The organism is Pararhizobium antarcticum, from assembly GCF_001885585.1.
GTDB lineage: Bacteria > Pseudomonadota > Alphaproteobacteria > Rhizobiales > Rhizobiaceae > Pararhizobium > Pararhizobium antarcticum.
This window is the reverse complement of sequence record NZ_LSRP01000103.1, coordinates 12,584-32,309: the sequence shown is the minus strand read 5'-3', so window position 1 is coordinate 32,309 and position 19,726 is coordinate 12,584. Positions and strand designations below refer to the sequence as shown.

Here is a 19,726-nt window from a genome sequence, read left to right as displayed (position 1 = left end):
GGCCGCCGGAGCCGTGCGCGTCGACAGCGTCAGGATGCCGGTGGCAAAGGCAACGAGCGCCACATAGACGGCTGTGAGCGCAAAACCGAAGCCACTTTCCGTGCCGAGAAAAGGAATGACCAGCGGCCCGGCGGCAAAGCCGCCGCAGATGCCCATGCCATAGAGCCCCGAGACCCGCCCGCGCAACCGGTCCGGGCAGGCGGCATTCATCCAGGCTTCGCCGAGCATGAAGATCAGGCTGGCGAAGAAGCCGAGCAGGAAGCGGGCGAAAAACCAGACGGGCAGGGCGGCGGTGAGCGCAAAGGTGGCAAGGCAGAGCGAGCAGCCCACGAGGCTGGCGATGATCAGTCGTTCGCTGCGCATCCGGCTGGTCAGTTGGCCCAGCATCAGCGTCGCGGCGGCGAGACCCAGCGCAAAACCGACGGCATTCAGGCCGATCATCACAGGCGAGACGCCGCGCCCTTCGAGCGTCAGCGAAATCAGCGGATAGGTGATGCCCTGCGCCACCGAAAAGGCGGAGGCCCCGAGGATAACGGCAGCAATCGCCGGCCAGTCGGGCATGGCAATGTCATGGGCGACGGTGGACGGCGGCTGCATCGGGGGCTCCCTGCGCCGCATCTCAGGCGCGCCTCGTCCATAGCCGAATGGCGCCCTGTTTGAAAGGCCGGTTCAGTCGATCACGTTCAGCCGATCACACGCAGCCGATCACACGCAGCAGGGCCCGCAGGATCTCGCCCATGCGGGCATGGCTGATACCGTTGCTGACATCGGCGGCACGGTGGACCACGACGAGATCGAGCGCCTCGACAAGGATGATATATTGTCCGCCGGCGCCGCTGGCATAACAGATCGGAAAATCGATGCTGAGGCTGTCACCCGGCGCCTGCGCCTTTGCCGTCCACCAGAGATAACCATAGCCGCGACCGCCGCCAAGATCGCTCCACGGCGTGACACTGTCGATGATCCATTGGTGCGGCAGGATCCGGCGTCCGTCCCAAAGCCCGCCCTTGAGGAAGAGTTGGCCGATGCGGGCAAGGTCCCGACCGGAAAAGCGCATCTTGTAGACCGGGTGGCGCGATTCCGGACCGGGCAGATCGAAAATATCGTCGGGCGCAAAATCCCGCATGCCGAGCGGTTCGGCGACATGCTCCTGAAACGCTGCGGATAGCGGCCGGCCGGTCTCCTGGCGATAGATCGTGCCGAGCACGTTGAAGTCCCAATTGTTGTAGAACCAGAATGTCCCGGCGGCATGGGTGCCGCGGGCGGGCCGCGGCGGTTCGTTGCCGTAAACGCAAGGGTGGTAGACGCCCGAGCGGGCTTTCAGGAGGTCCAGAACGGTCGCCTGCTGTTCCGCAGGGCTCAAAGGCGAGATGTCGTCGATCGAAAGGTCCGCCAGCGTGGCGTTGGCATCGATTTTGCCCTCGGCAATGGCAATGCCGTAGAGGATGCCGATCAGCGACTTGCGCACCGAAGCGATGCTTGAGCGGTGCGCGTGATGACCCCGCTCGAACACCACGCGCCCCTCGCGAACCGCCAGCAAGGCGGTCGAGCCGCCCAGGGCGAGCAGTGCATCGAGGTCATCGACATGGGGGGTGGACATGGGGGGTATGGACATGGGTCAAGTGGCCTCCTTGCGGTCGCTTGTGTCTCGTGCGCTTTGTTGAGGTGCCACGCAGGATACACGACCCATGCCGCAGGACGAAAGAATGGCTCAGCACGGGCCGTCGCGGCTCCCCAGACTACATTGGAAACGCACGACCTGAAACATTCGCATTGCATTGCGGCAAGACGGCTTGATAGGCTCGTGCATCGGAGGGCCATTCATGACCGCAAAGACCATCTTCTCGCTCGAAGGCGTCGTTCTGGCGCCGCCGGATCTCGCCAAGGCGACGCTCATCCTGATCGATTACCAGAACGAGTATCTGGCTGGCCCCCTGGCGCTCGTCGAGCCTGAAAGCGCCGTTGCGCGGGCAGCGCGTCTGCTGGCCGCCGCGCGGGCGGCGGGCAGCCACATCATCCATGTGGCACAGCTTGGCGAGGCCGGCGGCATTTTCGACAGGGCTTCAGTTCGCGGCGCGTTCATCGATGCGGTGTCGCCGGTCGAAGGCGAAAAGGTGGTCGAGAAGGTCAATGCAAACGCCTTCTTCGAAACCGGGCTTCAGGCGCTGGTCGGGCCTGCCGGAACCGACGTCATCATCGCCGGCTTCATGACCCACAATTGCGTCTCCTCAACCGTTCGTGCCGCCTGCGATCTCGGCTATGCAATCACTATCGTCGCCGATGCCTGCGCCACCCGCGACCTGCCGCTGCCCGATGGAACGATCGTTGCCGCCGCCATGCTTCACCGTGCAACGATCGCAGCACTTGGCGATGCGCAGGGCCTGATTGTCGACGTCGCCGACCTCATCGGGGCATAGAGCGAGGCGAGAGACAGTCGGCCAGCCGTGTTTAGGTGGCCGAAGAAAGCTGTGTCCGCCGTCCAAAAGCCAGCGGACCGCCGCGTCCTTCAGACCACCTTAGTCCACGCGATCCCAGTCCGGGGCCAGGCCGCCGGGGCTGACAATGCGGCCGTTGGGCCGGGCGAGCCTGTGGATTGCGGCCATCTCGTCGCCCGACAGATCAAAATCGAAGACATCGAAATTCTCTGAAAGCCGGCTTTCCGTGGCGGTCTTCGACAGCGCAATCACACCGTCCTGTTGCGTCAGCCAGCGCAGCACGACCTGGGCGGCGGTCTTGCCGTGTTTGGCGCCGATATCCTTCAACAGCGGTTCGTTCGGCACCTTGCCGTCGGCCATGGCAAAATAGGCTGTTATCGACATGCCGGCGGCGCGCGCGGCGTCCAGCACGATGCTCTGGTCGAGATAGGGATGATATTCAATCTGGTTGGTGACAACAGGCGCATCGCTGAGCGCGACCGAATCGGCCATCAGCTTGGTGTTGAAATTGGAAACGCCGATATGGCGCACCTTGCCCGCCTGTTTCACGGCGTTCAGCGCACCGATCTGCTCGGCCAGCGGCACGCCGCGGGAGGGCCAGTGCAGCAGCAGCAGATCGACATGGTCGGTCTTCAGCTTGTTCAGGCTCTCATCGACGGAGGCGAGAAAATCGGCATGTTTGTACTGATCGACCCAGACCTTGGTGGTGAGGAAAATATCACTGCGGGCAATGCCGGAGGCCTGGATCGCATCGCCGACTTCCGCCTCGTTGCGATAGATCTGGGCTGTGTCGATATGACGGAAGCCGAGTGCGATGGCTTTCGGCAGGATGCGCAGGACATCCGGGCCGGGCATGCGGAAGGTGCCGAAGCCGAGAGCCGGGATGTTGGCGCCATGGGCGTTGACGGTGTGCATGGAATGTCCTTTCAGCGGAGAGACCCGGCAAGACGCGCCGGGCCGGAATGGCAGGTTTTAGATGGCGTCTTTGATCGGCGGTTCAAGGCCGCAGAGCGCCGCTCATTAGCCTGTAATCGGCGGATCGAGCCGGGCAAAACCGTCCTGACGGCGATAGGGAAAGTGCGGATAGGGCGCCGTGACCGTGCTTGCCGCGTCAAGGATTGCGATCTGCTCCGACGTCAGCGTCCAGCCGATTGCCTCGAGATTCTGGCGCAATTGCTGCTCGTTGCGCGCGCCGATGATGACCGATGACACCGTCGGTCGCTGGGTTAGCCAGTTGAGTGCGACCTGCGGAACGGTCTTGTCCGTCTGCTCTGCGACGTGTTGCAGGGCATCGACGACGCGGTAGAGGTGTTCCTCTTCGACCGGCGGCCCGAAATCAGCCGTTTCATGCAGGCGGCTGCCTTCGGGCAGGGGTTTGCCGCGGCTGATCTTGCCGGTCAGGCGGCCCCAGCCGAGCGGGCTCCAGACCAACGCGCCGAGACCCTGATCCTTGCCGAGCGGCATCAGGTCCCATTCATAGTCGCGACCAATCAGCGAATAATAGACCTGATTTGCAACGTAGCGGGACCAGCCATATGTGTCCGAGACGGCCAGTGATTTCATGATCTGCCAGCCGGAGAAATTCGAGACGCCGATGTAACGCAGCTTGCCGGCGCGCACGAGATCGTCCAGCGTGGAGAGCACCTCCTCGACCGGGGTGCTCGCATCGAAGGCGTGAAGTTGAAAAATGTCGATATGGTCCGTGTCGAGACGCTTCAGCGCCGCCTCGACCGAGCGGATCAGCCGGTGGCGCGAGGAGCCCCAGTCGTTTGGTCCGTCGCCCGTTGGAAGGCTGGCCTTGGTGGAGATCAATACCGCGTCGCGGCGGCCCTTGATCGCCGCCCCCAGCACCTCTTCGGATGCGCCGTTCGAATAGACATCCGCCGTGTCGAACAGGGTAACGCCGGCGTCGAGGCAGATGTCGACCAGGCGCCTGGCCTCATTGATATCGGTATTGCCCCAAGCCCCGAACAGCGGCCCGGAGCCGCCGAACGTGCCGGCTCCGAAGCTCAGGACAGGGACTTTCAGTCCGGATTTTCCAAGATTTCGATAGTCCATGATCTCGTCCTTTTGCTTGATATGCCGGGTTCAGGCGGTGGCTTGCGAACAGGTGGGCCGGCGATCGAGGCTGGCGCTGATCATGGTCAGCACCAGCGCGCCGGCCACGAGAATGGCGCCGACCCAGGGTGTTGCGGCAAGGCCGAGTTTCGAGGCGACGACCAGTCCACCGATCCAGGCACCGGCGGCGATGCCGAGATTGAAGGCGGCGATGTTGAGCGCCGAGGCGACATCGACGGCACCGGGGCGATGCTGTTTTGCCAGTTGCACGACATAGAGTTGCAGGCCGGGCACATTGGCAAAGGACAGGAAGCCGAGGGCGGCGAGCGTGATCAACGCGGGAACGGGCGAGGATGCTGTGAAGCTGAAGATCACCAGGACCAGTGCCTGCAGGGCAAACAGGCCGGTGAGCGCCTTTGCCGGATTGCGGTCGGCGATGCGTCCGCCGGCGATATTGCCCGCGGCAATGGCCAGGCCGTAGAGCACCAGCACGAAGCTGACGCTGGAGGCGGCAAGGCCGGTTATGTCCTGCAGCATCGGAGCAAGAAAGGTGAAGGTGACGAAGGTGCCGCCATAGCCGAGCGCCGTCATGCCGAAGACAAGCAGCAGGCGGCCGGAACCGAGCACGCGCACCTGCTCCATCAGGCTTGCGGGCGGCGCCTTTTCGATCGAATTCGGCAGCAGCGTGGCAATACCGGCAAGAGCGATTACGCCAAGGCCGGAGACGGCCCAGAAGGTCGCACGCCAGCCGAAGGTCTGGCCGATCACGGTGCCGAGCGGCACGCCGGTGACGATGGCGACGGTGAGGCCCATGAACATCAGGGCGATCGCCGAGGCGCGGCGGTTTTCCGGCACGAGGCTGGCCGCAATCGTTGCACCGACCGAGAAGAAAACGCCGTGCGCAAAGGCCGACAGCACGCGGGCGACCAGCAGCATCTCATAGGTTGGGCTGAGCGCCGCCATGGCGTTGCCGCCGATGAACAGCACCATCAGGCCGATCAGAAGCGGCTTGCGTTCGAGGCGTCCGGTGAGCGCCGTGAGGACGGGTGCGCCGAAGGTCACGCCGAGCGCATAGATGGAAACGATCAGGCCGGCCAGCGGCAGGGTGATGCCGAGATCGGTTGCAACGGTCGGCAATAGCCCGACGATGACGAATTCGGTGGTTCCGATCGCATAGGCGGCGATCGTGAGCGCAAAGAGGGCAAGGGGCATTCAAACACCTTTTGGTCCGGGAGGACGGGCTGTTGGGCGACGGCGCGGGCCGTCGTCTGTTTCGATGCCGCAACTATGTCAAAAGAGGACTTGCGCCGGTATCCGGCGGAATGGATAAGTATCTGTGAAATAAATTCATGAATTGGGCGACGATGGACAACCGGGCAGGCGAGATGGACGTCTTCGTGACGGCGGCAAATCTCAAAAGTTTCTCCGCCGCAGGGCGCAAGCTGAACCTGTCGCCATCGGCGGTCAGCAAGCTCGTGACCCGGCTGGAGGATCGCCTCGGCACGCGGCTTCTGGTGCGAACCACCCGAGCCCTGCAACTGACACCGGAGGGCGAGATCTATCTGGAGCGGGCTCGCGCCATTCTTTCGGACATCGCCGAGACCGAGCGTCTGGTCTCCGGTGGTGCCCGCGCTGTGCCGCACGGTCTTTTGCGGATCAGCGCGCTGATGGCTTTTGCCGAGCGTTATATCCTGCCGCTGATCGGCGAGTTTCGAGGGCTCTATCCGCATGTCGTCCTCGACATTTCCCTGACCGACAGCGTCAGCGATCTTGTCGAGGAACGCACCGATATCGCCATCCGCTCCTCCGGAGCGCTGCGCGATTCGTCACTGAAGGCGCGCAAACTGCTCGATAGCCACCGCCTGCTGGTGGCGTCGCCCGCCTATCTCGCCCGATATGGCATGCCGGAGACGCCAGCCGACCTTGCCCGGCATGCCTGCCTGGGGTTCAACATTCCCGGCATCCGCACCGAATGGCCGTTTCTCGATCCGCAAAGCGGCGCCACCGTGCAGCGACCGTTCGAACCGGCGCTGCTCGTCAATTCCGGTTTCGTCATGCGGCGCTTCTGCCTCGACGGGCTCGGCATCGGCCGTATCGGCGCCTTCCATGTCCAGCCCGATGTCGATGCCGGCCGTCTGGTGCCCGTCCTCAAGGCCCATCGGCCCGCCGACCGGGAAACCATCCATGCCGTCTTTGCCGGCCATGATCATCTTGCCGCCCGCATCCGCGCCTTCATCGATTTTCTGGTCGCCCGCATCGATCCTGCATAGCCGGAACCGACACCAGGCTGGCCAAGAAGCCTGCTGCGCCGCACAATTTTGTCTTGACAGGCTGTGCTGCTCTGGCACTGTCTGGCCATGAAAAGCATCGTTCCAGGACGGTGCAAAGGCAGTGTCGAGAAGCGCGTATGGCGAGACCGAGACAAATGGTTCTGGCGCCCGATCTGGTCGCCCTGTGCCACCGGGACGAGGTCGATCCGGGTCCGGACGGATGCTGGACGGAACTGACGGATGCGGACTTCCGGGCTGTCGCGAACCGCCTGGCGCAAGACAGCGGTGACGAGCCGCTCTGGGTCTTTGCCTATGGCTCGCTGATCTGGAAACCCGAATTCGACCATATCGATTCCGCCCGCGCCACGGCCTTCGGCTGGCACCGCGCCTTCACCCTGCAGATCAACCGCTGGCGGGGCTCGCGGGCGCAGCCGGGCCTGATGATGGCGCTGGCGCAGGGCGGCCGTTGCGACGGTGTCATCTACCGCCTACCGGACGCCGATCGCGTCGCGCAGATCGAGCGCATGCTGCGGCGCGAAGTCAGCGATTGTGAAAGCCTGCGCTCGGTCCGCTGGCTGCCGGTCAGGGGTGATTTCGGAAATCGCAGGGCGCTCGGCTTCTGGGTGGGCAGCACGCCGCGCACGATCGACCGACGCCCGCTGTCCGAGGTGGCCCGTATTCTCGCCCGCGCCTGCGGCCATATGGGATCCTGTGCCGAATATCTCTACAACACCGTCTCGCATCTGGAAGAACTCGGCATCCGCGATCGCAATCTCTGGCGGCTGCAGGAACTGGTGGCGGCCGAGATCAAGGCGCTGAAAGGCCCCGATCCTCAGCCGCGCGTGCAGAGTGACAGCCCGCCGGACATTCGCCGTGCGGGCTGATCGTCTTCAAGCTATTGTTTCTTCAGCTTGACTTCGCCTTCGTCCTCGCCGTCCCAGTAGTGAACGCGGCTGGCGCGCACCTTGATCATCATGACGCCCGGCGTGTCGATGCCGTCCTCGAACCACTGGTCGAGATCAGACGTCCAGTGTGCCTTGAAGTCCTTTTTGTCCGACGACAATTCCGCAACGCCCTCGACGGCAACCGCAAAGGCCTTTTTGCCCTGGAATGTCAGGGAGACCTTGGCCTCCTTGCGGATATCCTCGACCATGCGGGTCTTGTCCCAGGTGAAGTAGTAGGAATCGCCGTCATAGTCGACGTCGCGGTTGTTGCTCATCGGGCGAGCGGCGATGGCGCCGCCATCCGTGTGCGTGCAAAGCATCGCAATGTCGATGTCGCGCATTTTCTCGGCAATATCCGTAAGCGTCATGTCGGCCATGAAAGGCTCCTCCGTTCGTGTTCGCAAGCGTTGTCCGCAGCGAGAACGCGCAAGTGCCTGTTTTGTTCGAGCCCTGTTGGGCAAAGCCGATCGAGCGTGATCAGAGGCTTTCGAGTGTCGGCAGGATCAGGGATGGCCCGAAATCCATATATTCGTCCGGCGTGTTGGCGCGGTTGATCCAGACGGTCCGGAAGCCGAACTTGGTGGCGCCGGCAATGTCCCAGCGGTTTGACGACTGGAACGACACGGCCTGCGGATAGAGCCTGTATTGCGTCGTCACGAGATCATAGGCTTCGGGTGCCGTCTTGAAGGCTTTCACACTATCGACGGAAAAGACGTCGTCGATGATGATGTCGAGGGCCGCGTTCTTGACGGCCGAAGCGAGCATGGCCGGAGAACCGTTCGACAGGATGGCGATGCGCGCGCCGGCATCCTTCAGGCCCTTCAGGACAAAGGGCACTTCCGGGTAGCAGTCGAGCGTCCAGTAGGCGTCGAGAAGCGCCGGCTTCAGGCTGCGATCGATCGCCGGAAACGTCTGGAAACAATAGTCCAGCGCCTGCTCCGTCAGCACCCAGAAATCCGCATAGGCGCCCATCAGCGAGCGCACCCAGGAATATTCCAGCTGTTTGGCGCGCCACAGATCGGAAAATGCCTGCGCCTCGGGGCCGAGGGCCGCGCTGTGCTTGCGCACGGCCGCATGCACGTCGAACAGCGTGCCATAGGCATCGAAAACATAGGCCGCATGTGACATTGAAAAAGCCTCCCGTCAGTCCACCGCTTGGGCGCGGTTGTTGAGGCCCATCATGTCAAATTTGTGTGCGCTGCACAATGATTTCGAGGCAAGCGGATGGCTCACGGTTTTCCCGGCTTCCAGACTTTCGCCGGAAAGCGCAGCGCCTGTTTCGCCAGCCGGCCTTTAAGCCCGAGCGCCGCATCGCAAAGGCCGACGACATGGCGGTTCGGCTTGGCTTCGGGCCGCAGTCCATGCAGCATGCCGGCGGCGTCTTCCGGGGGCATGTAGCGGGCCAGAATGCCGAGCGTCAGCGCCGTCGAGCGGCCGATGCCGCGCAGGCAGTGGACCAGAAGATTGGCATCCGCCGACAGGCGGTCGATAAAGGCGAAGGCCTGTTCGATCGCCTCTGGCCGCGCCGCCTCGCGCTCGTCCGGGTCGGTGACGTCGCCAAACAGCAGGTCCAGATGGTTTTCCGGGGGCACCGCGATCATCGACAGAAGTTTCGTGCCCGGCGCGCGGATCGAGATCAGGTGGCTCGGCGCCCAGTCGGCGCGGTTGTGCCGCGCCTCCGTCTGCGAGGCGACGATCACACGGATGGGCCAGCCGTTCGGATGCGACGGGTTCGCGCCCAGCAGCGGCGCATAGAGTTCTGCCGCCTCAACCCGTTTCGCCGCCGATCCCATCGTTTCGCCCCTTTGATTCTCTGTTTGCTAAAGTAGCGACAGCAGGGAGGGCTTGGAAGCGGTAAATGCGTCAACTGCGGCGCGATGTGGTCTGTCTAGGCAAACTTCGCGGCCTTGATGCGGGCGGCCACCGCGTCTAGCGCCAGACGGTTGGCCTTGATGAAGCCATAGGCAATCGCCTCCAGCTTGCCGATGTTCTTGGCGCTCGCATCGTCGAGATTGTCATTGCCGTCCTCGAGTATCCCGTCGATGCGAAAATAGTTGAGGCTCGCGGCATTGTCGGTGGAAACGGCCGTCGACAGGGTCTTCATCGATGGCGGGTTCTCGTTGAGGAGTTTGTTCGCCTGATAGGCGGCGGTGCTCGCCTGTCCCTGCATCAGGATCGAGATGATCGGCGCGCCGCGCGCCGGGTTGATCCAGCCGACGGCCCCCCAGTCCTTGACCTCCTGATAGGAGTAGGGACGGTTCTGCGATCCGGTCCCGAGCGACAGGATGACGATCGTGTCGCCGTCTTTTTCCCAGCCCTTCTTGCGGGCCTCGACATAGGCGGCGAGCACCGGGTCGTTGGCAAAGACGCCGCCGTCGATCAAGGAGAGGATTTTCGGCAGCTTGTTCCTGGCGTGGCTGGGATTGTCGACCCTCGCGGGCTCGAAATAGGTCGGGGCGGCGGAGGTCGCGCGCGCCGCCTGCCAATAGAGGTAGTTGGCGTTTTCCGCATCGGCATTCGTCAGGAACACGGCGCAGCGTGCTTCGATTTCATAGGCCGTCATCAGCACCGTCGTTCCATCAAGGCAATCGGAAAGGCGCGCCTTCCTGCCCAGGATCCGCAGCAGCTTCTCCTCGAGCGGGCCCGCATCATAGCGCTGGTCGTTCCAGCCGCCGATGTTGAGGAGGCCCGACCAGATTGTCCGCGAAAAGATCTCGGCCCCTTCGTTCCTGTAGAGCGAAACCAGATCGGCCGTCGTGCAGGCCGGCTTCGTGGGGTCGTCCTTGTGCGGGCAGGTCAGCCCGGCGGCGATGATGCCGCCGGTCGAGGTGCCGGCGATCATGTCGAAACAGGTGTGCAGCGGCCGGCCGTCGAGCCGCTTTTCCAGCGCGGCCAGAACGATCGCGGGAATGAGCCCGCGAATGCCGCCACCATCGATCGACAGAATAAATCGGGTCCTTGCCACAATGCGCCCTCCGAAACGGTTGTGATTAATATCATCATTGCACGTTTCGAGGGAATTGCAATCGTCCGATCCGCGCCTCTAGAAGCGCGTGATCACACTGATGCCGAGATCGGTTGCTGTGTCCATCGCCATCAGGGCCGGCACCGCCTCGTCCAGGCTGATATGGCGGCCGATCAGCTTCTGCGGCGCAAGCTTGCCGGTCTCCAGCATGGCCAGCATCGCCTCGTAGCGCCAGGCCTGCATGCCGTGGCTGCCGTAGATTTCAAGCTCGCGGCTGATCACCTGCGCCATCGGGATTTTCGGTGTCGCCTGGTCGCCGAGCATCAGGCCGACCTGCACATGGCGGCCGCGGCGGCGCAGATTCTTGATCGAGTTGAAGCAGGTAACGGGCGAGCCGAGTGCATCGATCGAGACATGGGCACCGCCCTTCGTGATCTCCGTGACCGCACCGGCGACATCCTCCACGTCCCGGCCGTTGATCGTGGCGACGGCGCCGATCTCGCGGGCGAAGGCCAGCTTTTCGTCGGCGATATCAATGGCGATGACGTTTGCGCCAAGTGCCGTGGCAATCATGATCGCCGACAGGCCGACACCGCCGCAGCCATGCACCGCCACCCATTCGCCGCTGCGCACCCGGCCCTGGTCGACCACGGCGCGAAACGAGGTGGCAAAGCGGCAGCCAAGGCTGGCGGCGGTGGCATAGTCGAGGCTTTCCGGCAGGGCGACGAGGTTCTGGTCGGCATAGTCGATCGCCACATATTCGGCAAATGAGCCCCAATGGGTAAAGCCCGGCTGGAACTGGTCGATGCAGACCTGCGCATTGCCCGAATGGCACTCGCCGCAGCGGCCGCAGCCCGACACAAACGGCACCGTCACCCGGTCGCCAACCTTGCAGCGCATCACGCCCTTGCCGGTGGCGGCGATCGTTCCGGCCAGTTCGTGGCCCGGCACATGCGGCAGGTTGATGTCCGGATCATGGCCCATCCAGCCGTGCCAGTCGCTGCGGCAAAGCCCTGTCGCCTCGACCTTGATGACCACGCCATCGCCTGTCGGTGTCGGATCCTGCAGGGTGCGGATCTCGGGCGACTGGCCGAAGGCTTCGAAATACATGGCTTTCATGCTGTGTGGTCCTTGTCGGTTGAAAGGGATTGGAGGCGGGGATCATCGATCCGCCGGGCCATCAGGATTTCGTCGATGTCGTATCCGTCCTGGCATAAACCGGCCGGCACGCGGCCGATCTGGGAAAAGCCTGTGCGCAGATAAAACCGGCAGGCAGGCTGGTTGTCCGCCCGAACGGCCAGTTCCAACTGCCGGATACCGGCGGCACGGGCGTGGCCTGTCAAAAAATCCAGCAGTGCAGCTGCCGTTCCAAAGCCGCGCTCGTCCTGTCGGACATAGACCATGATGACGGTGGCGCGATACTGCATCTTGCTGGCGCGCTGACGACAATACCCCATGATTCCCACGGGTGACATGCCGCGAAACGCCACGAAGATGCGGTTGTCCAAGATATGCCTGCGCCACTCGGCATCTGTCATCATCAGCCAGTCGGCCTCGGAACTGGCAAACGCATCCGGGTTCAGACGCAGCGCCTCCAGACGAATGTGCCGCAAATGCGCGACATCGTTTTCGTCCAGCAGGCGCGTGGTCACGGGCGGCGCAATTTCGCCACTGCCCATCGCGACGCTGTTTTCTGTCTTTCCATCCTGCTGCATGGACGCCAGACTATCTGACCCCGAATGGCCGATCCACAGGCCGGCCCATGACTTTTTTTGATGGACCTATTGACCCCTGTGCGCGATTTTCGGGTTATGAGGACTGAGAAAGACAAAGGAGACCGTCATGGCCGTCGATACATCCCCGCGCAGCACCACATGGACCCACGTTGATGGTGAGTGGCTTCCCGGCAATCCGAAGCTGATCGGGCCGACCTCGCACGCCATGTGGCTGGGCTCCACCGTATTCGATGGCGCCCGCTGGTTCGACGGCATCGCGCCGGATCTCGACCTGCACTGCCAGCGCGTCAACCGCTCGGCACTGGCGCTCGGGTTGAAGCCGGTTGCGACGGCGCAGGAGATCGAAGCTTTGGCCTGGGAAGGCGTCGCGAAATTCGATGGCAAGACGGCGATCTATATCAAGCCGATGTACTGGGCCGAACACGGCATGCCCGGCAGCGTCGTTGCTGCCGATCCGGACTCGACCCGCTTTGCGCTCTGCCTGTTCGAGGCGCCGATGGGGGAGGGGCCGGGTGGCCAGTCGCTGACCGTCTCGCCGTTCCGTCGTCCGACGATCGAGTGCATGCCGACCGATGCAAAGGCCGGCTGCCTCTATCCGAACAATGGCCGCATCCTGATCGAGGCGCGGGCTCGCGGCTTCTCCAACGCGCTGGTGCGCGACATGCTCGGCAACATCGCCGAAACCGGCTCGTCGAATGTCTTCATGGTGAAAGACGGCGTTGTCTTCACACCCGCCTCCAACCGCACCTTTCTGGCCGGCATCACCCGCTCGCGGGTCATGACGCTTCTGGCCGGTGCCGGCTTCCAGGTTGTCGAGACCAGCCTGACATTTGCCGATTTCGAAGGCGCCGACGAGATCTTCACCTCGGGCAATTATTCCAAGGTGGTGCCGGTCACCCGGCTCGAAGGCCGCGACCTGCAGCCCGGCCCGATCGCCGCCAAGGCGAAGGACCTCTACATGGACTGGGCGCATTCCATGCCTGCGGATTTCTGACGGTCCTTGACTGCGGTTTCAGGTGCCCTCAGCTGCCTGCCCGGCATGGTGTCAGCCGGCAGGCGCTTGGCACGACAACAATGACCGGGATCGGTTGCGTCGCCTGCCAGAGTGGCCAATCCGGGCCTTTGGCGATCGGGCGTATCGGCTGAAGCGGCGATGGGTTTCGGTCACTCAGCGCCCCATCAGCCTTGGCGCCTCTTCCGGATCGCGGCAAAACTTTCCAGCCGCCATCCGGGACGTGTGATGGTACAAGAAAAAACATTCATCCATTTGGTTGACTATTTGAGCTGGTTTATGTATTCAACCATAAGGGTGAATAAATGGACGAAGAATTTCTGTCACGCATTCTGAAAGCCGCCGGGGACACCACCCGGCGACGGATCTTGACGCTGCTTGTTCAGGAGGGCGCGTTGAGGGTGACGGCGCTCGCCGCCCATTTCGACATGTCGCTGAATTCCGTCTCCAAGCACATCAAGGTGCTGGAGGAGGCAGGACTTGTCACCCGACGGACTTTGGGCCGCGAGCACTTCATCGCAGCCGAGCTCGAACCGTTGAAGCTGACTGAGAGCTGGTTCGGGCAATTGAAGTCGATCTGGGAACTGCGCCTTTCAGCGCTTGAGCATGCACTCGTTTCAGAGGGTGACAGACATGACTGAACTTGAACTGACCGTGAACCGCACCATCGCCGCATCGCGAGAAAAGGTGTTCAATGCCTGGCTTTCGCCCGAAATGCTGGCGAAATTCATGGCGCCGCCGTCCGGAGGCGCCGCGCCCTCAAGGGTCAGCAATGACCCGGTCAAGGGGGGCCGGTTTTCGATCGTGATGATCACGCCCGAAAAGGAAGTGCCCCATGCCGGCACCTATCTGGAGATCGATCCCTATGCGCGCCTGTCCTTCACCTGGGAATCGCCCCATTCGCGCAGCGACAGCGTCGTCACCATCGACTTCTCCGAGCCTGCGCCCGGCGCGACGGCCATCAGCCTGCACCATGTGAAATTCGCAAGCGAAGGTTCTCGCAACGGCCACGAACAGGGCTGGACCGCCATCATCGACAATCTGGTGGCAAATCTGGCGTGATTTTGAAGGCTTGGCGGGCGGATCAATCGGTTCGCCCGGCAATCGTTTCATTTCGTCTTCGCCGAGGCGATCGGAACGGCCTCCGTCACCAGCGCAAACGTCTTCATTTCCGCCTGTGTCAGGTAATAGAGCCGGTCCGGCGGTGTTTCGAGTGCGTGCAGCCAGAGGCCGGACTTGATGCCCATCTGTTCCAGATGCCGGCTGACATCGGCGGTGGTGCTTTGCGCCTGCGACATCGCCACTTCGGGCGACAGCTTGTCCTTCGAGCCGTTGAACACCTGGTGCACGCCGACCACTGCGTCTTCCTCCACGCTGCGCGTTGCCCCTCCGGCCAGAATGATCGGGCAGGAAGAGGCGCAGAGCGCGCCCTTGACGACCTGTGTGCCGATCTGCTTTTCGCGGATCAGCTTCGACATGGCGAGCGCATCGGTAACCGAACCGCCCGGCGAGTTGAGCTGGACGATCTTCACATATTCCCCGCGCGCCTCGATTTCCGCGGCAAAACGGCCGGCCGCGCCGGCATCGATGGCGCCTTCGGCCGACAGGATGCCGCCGGGGCGAAGCTCGAAGCGGATCGCCTGTTTCAGGGTTTCCGGCGAGGATTTGATTTCGGCGGGGCTGGCGTCCGGCTCGCCTTCAGTCAGCGCCGGCGGCAGGATCGGCTGGGTCTCCGGCTGCGTCGGATCGTAAGCTGGCGCTGTCCCGGCCTCAAGGGCCAGTTCGCGCCAGTCGATGACGATGAAGACGACAGACGCGGCAAGCAGAATGTGGAAGGCATGGCGCATCAGCGCGCCATCGTCGGCCGTCAGGAAATAGGTCTTGATCCGGTGCCCGGCGGTCTGCAGCCTCATGCAGGCGGTCCCTTGCGCGGGGTTTTGCCGGCGAGATCGAAGCTGGCAATGTTCGACTGCTCACGCTGTTCGGCTTCTGCGAGCGCCGTTTCGATATCGACGCCGCTGGCCATCAGCGCCTTCTGCACCTGCAGCGCCTCGAGCAGTTCTGCGGCGGTGATGCGCTCGGCAAAGGGCAGGCTCTGTTCCTGCCGGCGCAGCGAGGCATGCACGATCGACAGCATGAAGACGAGCACGGCTGGGAGCAGGTCGATCGAGATGGCGCCAGCCCAGCTCGGGATGAAATCGCCGGCGTAACGCAGCACGGCTTCAGCCGAGGAAAGCGGCACGAACCTTCGGTCAGCGACCTGCGGCCGCGCCAGGATTTCGTCGGCGGCCTCCGACAGCACCTTGCTCTGGGCGGCGACCGACGAACGGATCGTTTCCATCACCTGGTCCTGGCGGGTGGCGAGATCGGCCGCCTGACCATCGGCCACCGGAGCGATGAAGCCGAGCGACAGGTCGTCGGCGGCGCGTTTCACCGAAGGCGCGATCGAGGTTTGTTCCAGCGATGTGATGACGCCCGAAAGCGCCACAACCTCGGCCGAAAACTGGTCACCGCGCGGGGCGATGGCGCCGGGCGCAGACACCAGCGTGCGCATCGTCTCCAGATGTTTGCGGCCCTCGTCGAACAGCGTCGTGACGCGCTCGCGCGAAGTCGTGATGGCGATCTGCAACTCGTTCAGCTGCGCGGCCATCTGTGACAGCAATTGCACGACACTGCCTGAGCCGGTCGTTCCCGTCAGCGCGCCGGTTTCGCGCTCCTGGTCGGACAGGCGCTGGAACCGCTCCTGCGTGCGCTGGATGTCGGGCAAAAGGCTCTGCGCGGCGAGCGCATTCTGGTGCGCCTGATCGAGATCGGCGGTATAGTCTTCGAGCGTTTCGGCCAGATGCTGTTCGAGTGCTGCGGAGCCGGCAAGGGCTGCCGCGTTCAGCCAGCTGGACATGGCGATGATCATCGCGCAGCCAAGCGCCATGACGCCGATCATCGCGCCACGCCCGGCCGCGCCCGTCACATGCGGGTAGAAGCGCGCCATGTAGCTCCAGAACGCATAGATCGCCACGGACACGGCGCTGGCATAGATGATGGCTGCAAAAAACACGGCAGTGGCCGAGCCGTCGAGGATCGAGCGCACGCCGAGATAGGTATAGACGCCGGAGGCCAGCGCCAGAACCGCCAGCGCAAACCGCGTCATCGTCTCGACAGCGATGATGCCGTCCTGCAATCGGTGGGATGCGCCAAGCGCCATGATCTCGTCTCCGGAAGGTTACAGGTTAACAAACCATGACAATGCAGGCGAAATGAAGGCTCGCCAATAGCCTGTCATCAAGCTGTGTCGCCTATGGCGCGCCGTGCAGCATGTCCGGCGTCAGTTCGCTGCCGATCTCGGCGGCCTTTGTCTGTTTGTCGTAGACGCAGATATAGCTGACAGTGCGGTCAGCGCCCTTTGCTTTTCCCGACACCAGCGCCAGCCCGAAGCGTTCCGATCCGAACGGATCGACGACCGCCTTCGGGCTCTCGACAGTCTCGGTGACGGCGGCGAGGCATTGCGCCTGGACATCGGCGCGCAGCGCGTCCCAGGCCTTGTCCGAGGACGCAAAAACGGGAACCGGCACAAGGCTGGCGGCAAACAGCGTGGCGGCGATACGGGACTGTTTCGACATCGTCTTTTCCAGTTCTTCGGAGTGGCCCAAGCTTGGCGAACACTGGGCGAGGATCGTGACATTTCTGTGCCGGGGACTGCAGGGAATCGGCAGGGGCGTTTGAAAGTATTTTCCCGCAACAGGCCGAATTTTGGGATGGGTGCGGTTGCCTGTTGCCAAGCCGGTGCCTATGTTCCGCCCCATGGAATTCCGTCACGACGTCCAGCTGGACATCGTGACTTCACCGGAAATGTCTTGAGTTCACCAGAAAACTTGAGTTCACCACAAAAGGAGAGACCCCATGGCCTTCGAATTGCCGAACCTGCCTTACGATTACGATGCGCTTGCGCCCTTCATGTCGCGCGAGACACTCGAATATCACCACGACAAGCATCACCTCGCTTACGTGACCAACGGCAACAAGCTGGCGGAAGAAGCCGGTCTCGCCGATCTCTCGCTCGAGGAAATCGTCAAGAAGTCCTACGGCACAAACCAGCCGCTGTTCAACAATGCCGGCCAGCATTTCAACCACCTTCACTTCTGGAAGTGGATGAAGAAGGGCGGCGGCGGCACGGCCCTTCCGGCCAAGCTCGACGCGGCAATCAAGTCGGATCTCGGCGGCTATGACAAGTTCCGCGCCGACTTCATCGCGGCCGGTGCCGGCCAGTTCGGTTCGGGCTGGGCCTGGCTTTCGGTCAAGGGCGGCAAGCTCGAGATCTCCAAGACCCCGAACGGCGAGAACCCGCTGGTGCACGGCGCATCGCCAATTCTCGGCGTCGACGTCTGGGAACACTCCTATTACATCGACTATCGCAATGCGCGTCCGAAATATCTGGAAGCCTTTGTCGACAGCCTGATCAACTGGGACTACGTGCTGGAGCTCTACGAAGCCGCCGCCTAAGTCCTTCTGTTTGCAAGCATCAGTCCCCGGCAGCAATGCCGGGGATTTTTTTGTGCCGCCGGCCCGGCGGGACAGCGGTCCTGCGGAAACCGGCAAGGTCCGGGCTGGCCGCGGAAACCAAAGCGTGTCGGCCGCATCGCCAGATCCCGGGTTGGCGACTGGAGAGGCTCATGCAAGCTGTTGCGCATAGAGTGCGATCTCCACAGCGGGATCACGCCCATGAATTATGACTGGACAGGCAAGAAGGCCGAACGACAGGCGCAAAATCGCACTCTGTTTCTCACCGTGCTGGCAACGATTATTGCGATATCGATCTATGTGTTCTGAGCGCCCCTCAGGGACGCGTTTTTAAACAGGCCCTGAAGCGCGAGGCCAGACAGGCCAGGCCAGACAGGCCATGCCAAACCGGCCAGGCGAAGTCGGCCATGCCACAGGATCTGGCTGTCGACAACCGTCTGCCATCGCACACAGCTCGTCCGTCTGAAATCACGTCGATTGGGCGTCTCCCTGCAGGCGCGCCTGCATTTCAGGCCGCTCGCTCACCACGAACTGTGCCAGAATGGCCTCTTCCAGAAGGTGGGAAATCTGCTGCAGGGCCGCTTCGGACTTCGCCCAATTGCTCCCGGCCAGCGCCTTTTTCGTGCCCGGCGGGATCTGATGAAGAGCCGCAGCCAGGACAAGCGATAGATTCTGATGCACCATAAATATCCCCAAAGTTTTCGGAGAAAGTGGAACAGCGCATCAATAAGTCAAATGATTGTCGGAAACTCAGTTAAGCGGTGTTAGACGCGCCAGCCATACGGCCATGAATCCCCAGGCAATCAACGAAAACGACGTTGCCATCAGAAGATACTCGAATCTCTCGCTCATGTGTTTCTCCTCCCGTGTGTCCTGTCCTCCAACAGGGAATCACATTGTGTCCCGGAATGACACAAACTGCAACTCGCTATATTTCGCTAGCTAACCTTCTCTGCCTTGCAGGGCAGGCGGTCGCGGTCTGTCCACAGCCTGTTTTGTGGCGGACGAACCGCTGGGCTCAGGCCGACGCGTCGGAGGCCCGCCAACCGCTGATCCAGAGATCGCGCAGTTCGTCGCCTTCGCCGTTGAAATACGCGGCCAGTGCCTGGCAGTCCTCGACGCGATCGGCGCGGAAATTGCGGATGCCGGCGCGCAATTCGCACCAGCCGACGATCACCGCGGTTGCGGTATAGTAGATCAGCGCCAGCGGCTGGATGGTCCGCTCGGTCGCCCTGCCGAACGAGTCGCGATAGTCGATCAACAGTTTCTGCTCGTCGCGGATCGCCCGGCGCACCAGCGCAAGATCAATACCCGTCGGCGGCGGCGCAACCGATCCCCAGGCATGCAGCGCCTTTGATTGCAGCGACTGGCGCAGCGGCGCGGGCACGGCGCCGGCGATCTTCGTGTTGACGCGCCGTGCGGCGGCCTTCAGTTCGGCATCGCCGGTGCGCTCCAGCAGTGCCAGCGCAAGGACGATCGCCTCCGTCTCCTCGATCGAAAACATCAGCGGCGGCAGGTCGAAACCGGGCCGCAGGATATAGCCGATGCCGCGTCCGCCCTCGATCGGCACGCGCATCGCCTGCAGCGCCGCGATGTCGCGATAGATCGATCGCACCGTGACTTCCAGCGCCTCGGCGATCCTGGCTGCCGTGACCGGCCGCGTGGCCAGCCGCAATATCTGGATGATCTCGAACAGGCGGGATGCCTTGCGCATGACGGCTCTTCCGATTGTTTCTGTTCCGGGCAGGGCAACTGACAGAACCCTGTCAGTTGCCCTGCGATATAGCACGC

The 19,726-nt window shown here is 62.8% G+C and carries 23 protein-coding genes; 7 read left to right on the top strand and 16 right to left on the bottom strand.

What is annotated here, in order from left to right; genetic code table 11:
* A partial coding sequence (locus AX760_RS17940; protein WP_139276507.1) for an MFS transporter occupies window positions 1-597 on the bottom strand: 597 nt, incomplete at its 3' end.
* Window positions 598-691: 94 nt separating this feature from the next.
* Window positions 692-1,615, bottom strand: a complete 924-nt coding sequence (locus AX760_RS17935) for a serine hydrolase domain-containing protein (RefSeq protein WP_083531229.1) — start codon at window positions 1,613-1,615, stop codon at window positions 692-694.
* A 208-nt stretch (window positions 1,616-1,823) separates the two neighbouring features.
* Between AX760_RS17935 and AX760_RS17930 the strand changes: the two genes are divergently transcribed.
* Window positions 1,824-2,417: an isochorismatase family protein gene (locus AX760_RS17930; RefSeq protein WP_071834362.1), complete on the top strand. Its 594-nt coding sequence runs from the start codon at window positions 1,824-1,826 to the stop codon at window positions 2,415-2,417.
* Window positions 2,418-2,516: 99 nt separating this feature from the next.
* Here the strand turns inward: AX760_RS17930 and AX760_RS17925 are convergent, their stop codons facing one another.
* From AX760_RS17925 to AX760_RS17915, 3 genes are all read right to left on the bottom strand, one after another.
* Window positions 2,517-3,350 carry an aldo/keto reductase gene (locus tag AX760_RS17925; protein ID WP_071834361.1) on the bottom strand — a complete coding sequence of 278 codons (834 nt, stop codon included), beginning with the start codon at window positions 3,348-3,350 and terminating at the stop codon, window positions 2,517-2,519.
* A 105-nt stretch (window positions 3,351-3,455) separates the two neighbouring features.
* Window positions 3,456-4,493 (bottom strand): aldo/keto reductase, encoded by a 1,038-nt coding sequence (locus tag AX760_RS17920; RefSeq protein WP_071834360.1) that lies wholly within the window; start codon window positions 4,491-4,493, stop codon window positions 3,456-3,458.
* 30 nt (window positions 4,494-4,523) lie between these two features.
* Complete coding sequence (locus AX760_RS17915) at window positions 4,524-5,705, bottom strand: MFS transporter (protein ID WP_071834359.1); 1,182 nt, start codon at window positions 5,703-5,705, stop codon at window positions 4,524-4,526.
* 152 nt (window positions 5,706-5,857) lie between these two features.
* Between AX760_RS17915 and AX760_RS17910 the strand changes: the two genes are divergently transcribed.
* Window positions 5,858-6,763, top strand: coding sequence for a LysR family transcriptional regulator (locus AX760_RS17910; RefSeq protein WP_071834366.1), 906 nt, complete (start codon window positions 5,858-5,860; stop codon window positions 6,761-6,763).
* Window positions 6,764-6,900: 137 nt separating this feature from the next.
* Window positions 6,901-7,647: a gamma-glutamylcyclotransferase gene (locus AX760_RS17905; RefSeq protein WP_245295051.1), complete on the top strand. Its 747-nt coding sequence runs from the start codon at window positions 6,901-6,903 to the stop codon at window positions 7,645-7,647.
* 11 nt (window positions 7,648-7,658) lie between these two features.
* Here AX760_RS17905 and AX760_RS17900 read toward each other — a convergent pair whose 3' ends face one another.
* The 6 genes from AX760_RS17900 to AX760_RS17875 all read right to left on the bottom strand — a co-directional run bounded on the left by AX760_RS17900 (window position 7,659) and on the right by AX760_RS17875 (window position 12,351).
* Window positions 7,659-8,084, bottom strand: coding sequence for a pyridoxamine 5'-phosphate oxidase family protein (locus AX760_RS17900; RefSeq protein WP_071834357.1), 426 nt, complete (start codon window positions 8,082-8,084; stop codon window positions 7,659-7,661).
* A 100-nt stretch (window positions 8,085-8,184) separates the two neighbouring features.
* Window positions 8,185-8,835 (bottom strand): haloacid dehalogenase type II, encoded by a 651-nt coding sequence (locus AX760_RS17895; RefSeq protein WP_071834356.1) that lies wholly within the window; start codon window positions 8,833-8,835, stop codon window positions 8,185-8,187.
* Window positions 8,836-8,936: 101 nt separating this feature from the next.
* On the bottom strand, window positions 8,937-9,500 hold the full coding sequence (locus AX760_RS17890; RefSeq protein WP_071834355.1) for a phosphatase: 564 nt from the start codon (window positions 9,498-9,500) through the stop codon (window positions 8,937-8,939).
* A 95-nt stretch (window positions 9,501-9,595) separates the two neighbouring features.
* Window positions 9,596-10,672 carry a patatin-like phospholipase family protein gene (locus AX760_RS17885; protein WP_071834354.1) on the bottom strand — a complete coding sequence of 359 codons (1,077 nt, stop codon included), beginning with the start codon at window positions 10,670-10,672 and terminating at the stop codon, window positions 9,596-9,598.
* 78 nt (window positions 10,673-10,750) lie between these two features.
* Window positions 10,751-11,791, bottom strand: a complete 1,041-nt coding sequence (locus AX760_RS17880) for a zinc-dependent alcohol dehydrogenase family protein (protein WP_071834353.1) — start codon at window positions 11,789-11,791, stop codon at window positions 10,751-10,753.
* On the bottom strand, window positions 11,788-12,351 hold the full coding sequence (locus AX760_RS17875) for a GNAT family N-acetyltransferase (protein ID WP_071834365.1): 564 nt from the start codon (window positions 12,349-12,351) through the stop codon (window positions 11,788-11,790). The genes AX760_RS17880 and AX760_RS17875 overlap by 4 nt, the downstream gene beginning before the upstream one ends.
* A 163-nt stretch (window positions 12,352-12,514) precedes the next feature.
* Between AX760_RS17875 and AX760_RS17870 the strand changes: the two genes are divergently transcribed.
* The 3 genes from AX760_RS17870 (at window position 12,515) to AX760_RS17860 (ending at window position 14,482) form a co-directional block, all read left to right on the top strand.
* Window positions 12,515-13,402 carry a branched-chain amino acid aminotransferase gene (locus AX760_RS17870; protein WP_071834352.1) on the top strand — a complete coding sequence of 296 codons (888 nt, stop codon included), beginning with the start codon at window positions 12,515-12,517 and terminating at the stop codon, window positions 13,400-13,402.
* A gap of 323 nt (window positions 13,403-13,725) precedes the next feature.
* Window positions 13,726-14,061, top strand: coding sequence for an ArsR/SmtB family transcription factor (locus tag AX760_RS17865; RefSeq protein WP_071834351.1), 336 nt, complete (start codon window positions 13,726-13,728; stop codon window positions 14,059-14,061).
* Window positions 14,054-14,482 carry an SRPBCC family protein gene (locus tag AX760_RS17860; RefSeq protein WP_071834350.1) on the top strand — a complete coding sequence of 143 codons (429 nt, stop codon included), beginning with the start codon at window positions 14,054-14,056 and terminating at the stop codon, window positions 14,480-14,482. Before AX760_RS17865 ends, AX760_RS17860 begins: the two co-directional genes overlap by 8 nt.
* 47 nt (window positions 14,483-14,529) lie before the next feature.
* Here the strand turns inward: AX760_RS17860 and AX760_RS17855 are convergent, their stop codons facing one another.
* From AX760_RS17855 to AX760_RS17845, 3 genes are all read right to left on the bottom strand, one after another.
* On the bottom strand, window positions 14,530-15,333 hold the full coding sequence (locus AX760_RS17855) for a COG3904 family protein (protein WP_071834349.1): 804 nt from the start codon (window positions 15,331-15,333) through the stop codon (window positions 14,530-14,532).
* A complete protein-coding gene (locus AX760_RS17850) occupies window positions 15,330-16,622 on the bottom strand; it encodes a hypothetical protein (RefSeq protein ID WP_071834348.1) in 1,293 nt (430 codons plus the stop codon). Before AX760_RS17850 ends, AX760_RS17855 begins: the two co-directional genes overlap by 4 nt.
* 91 nt (window positions 16,623-16,713) lie before the next feature.
* Window positions 16,714-17,037 carry a hypothetical protein gene (locus AX760_RS17845; RefSeq protein WP_071834347.1) on the bottom strand — a complete coding sequence of 108 codons (324 nt, stop codon included), beginning with the start codon at window positions 17,035-17,037 and terminating at the stop codon, window positions 16,714-16,716.
* Window positions 17,038-17,317: 280 nt separating this feature from the next.
* On the opposite strand from AX760_RS17845, the gene AX760_RS17840 reads away from it, so the two are divergent.
* A complete protein-coding gene (locus AX760_RS17840) occupies window positions 17,318-17,917 on the top strand; it encodes a superoxide dismutase (protein ID WP_071834346.1) in 600 nt (199 codons plus the stop codon).
* Between the two features lie 486 nt (window positions 17,918-18,403).
* On the opposite strand, the gene AX760_RS17835 is transcribed toward AX760_RS17840, so the two are convergent.
* Both AX760_RS17835 and AX760_RS17830 read right to left on the bottom strand, forming a co-directional pair.
* Window positions 18,404-18,619, bottom strand: coding sequence for a hypothetical protein (locus tag AX760_RS17835; RefSeq protein ID WP_071834345.1), 216 nt, complete (start codon window positions 18,617-18,619; stop codon window positions 18,404-18,406).
* Window positions 18,620-18,953: 334 nt separating this feature from the next.
* Window positions 18,954-19,649, bottom strand: a complete 696-nt coding sequence (locus AX760_RS17830; protein WP_071834344.1) for a helix-turn-helix transcriptional regulator — start codon at window positions 19,647-19,649, stop codon at window positions 18,954-18,956.
* Window positions 19,650-19,726 lie beyond the last annotated feature (77 nt).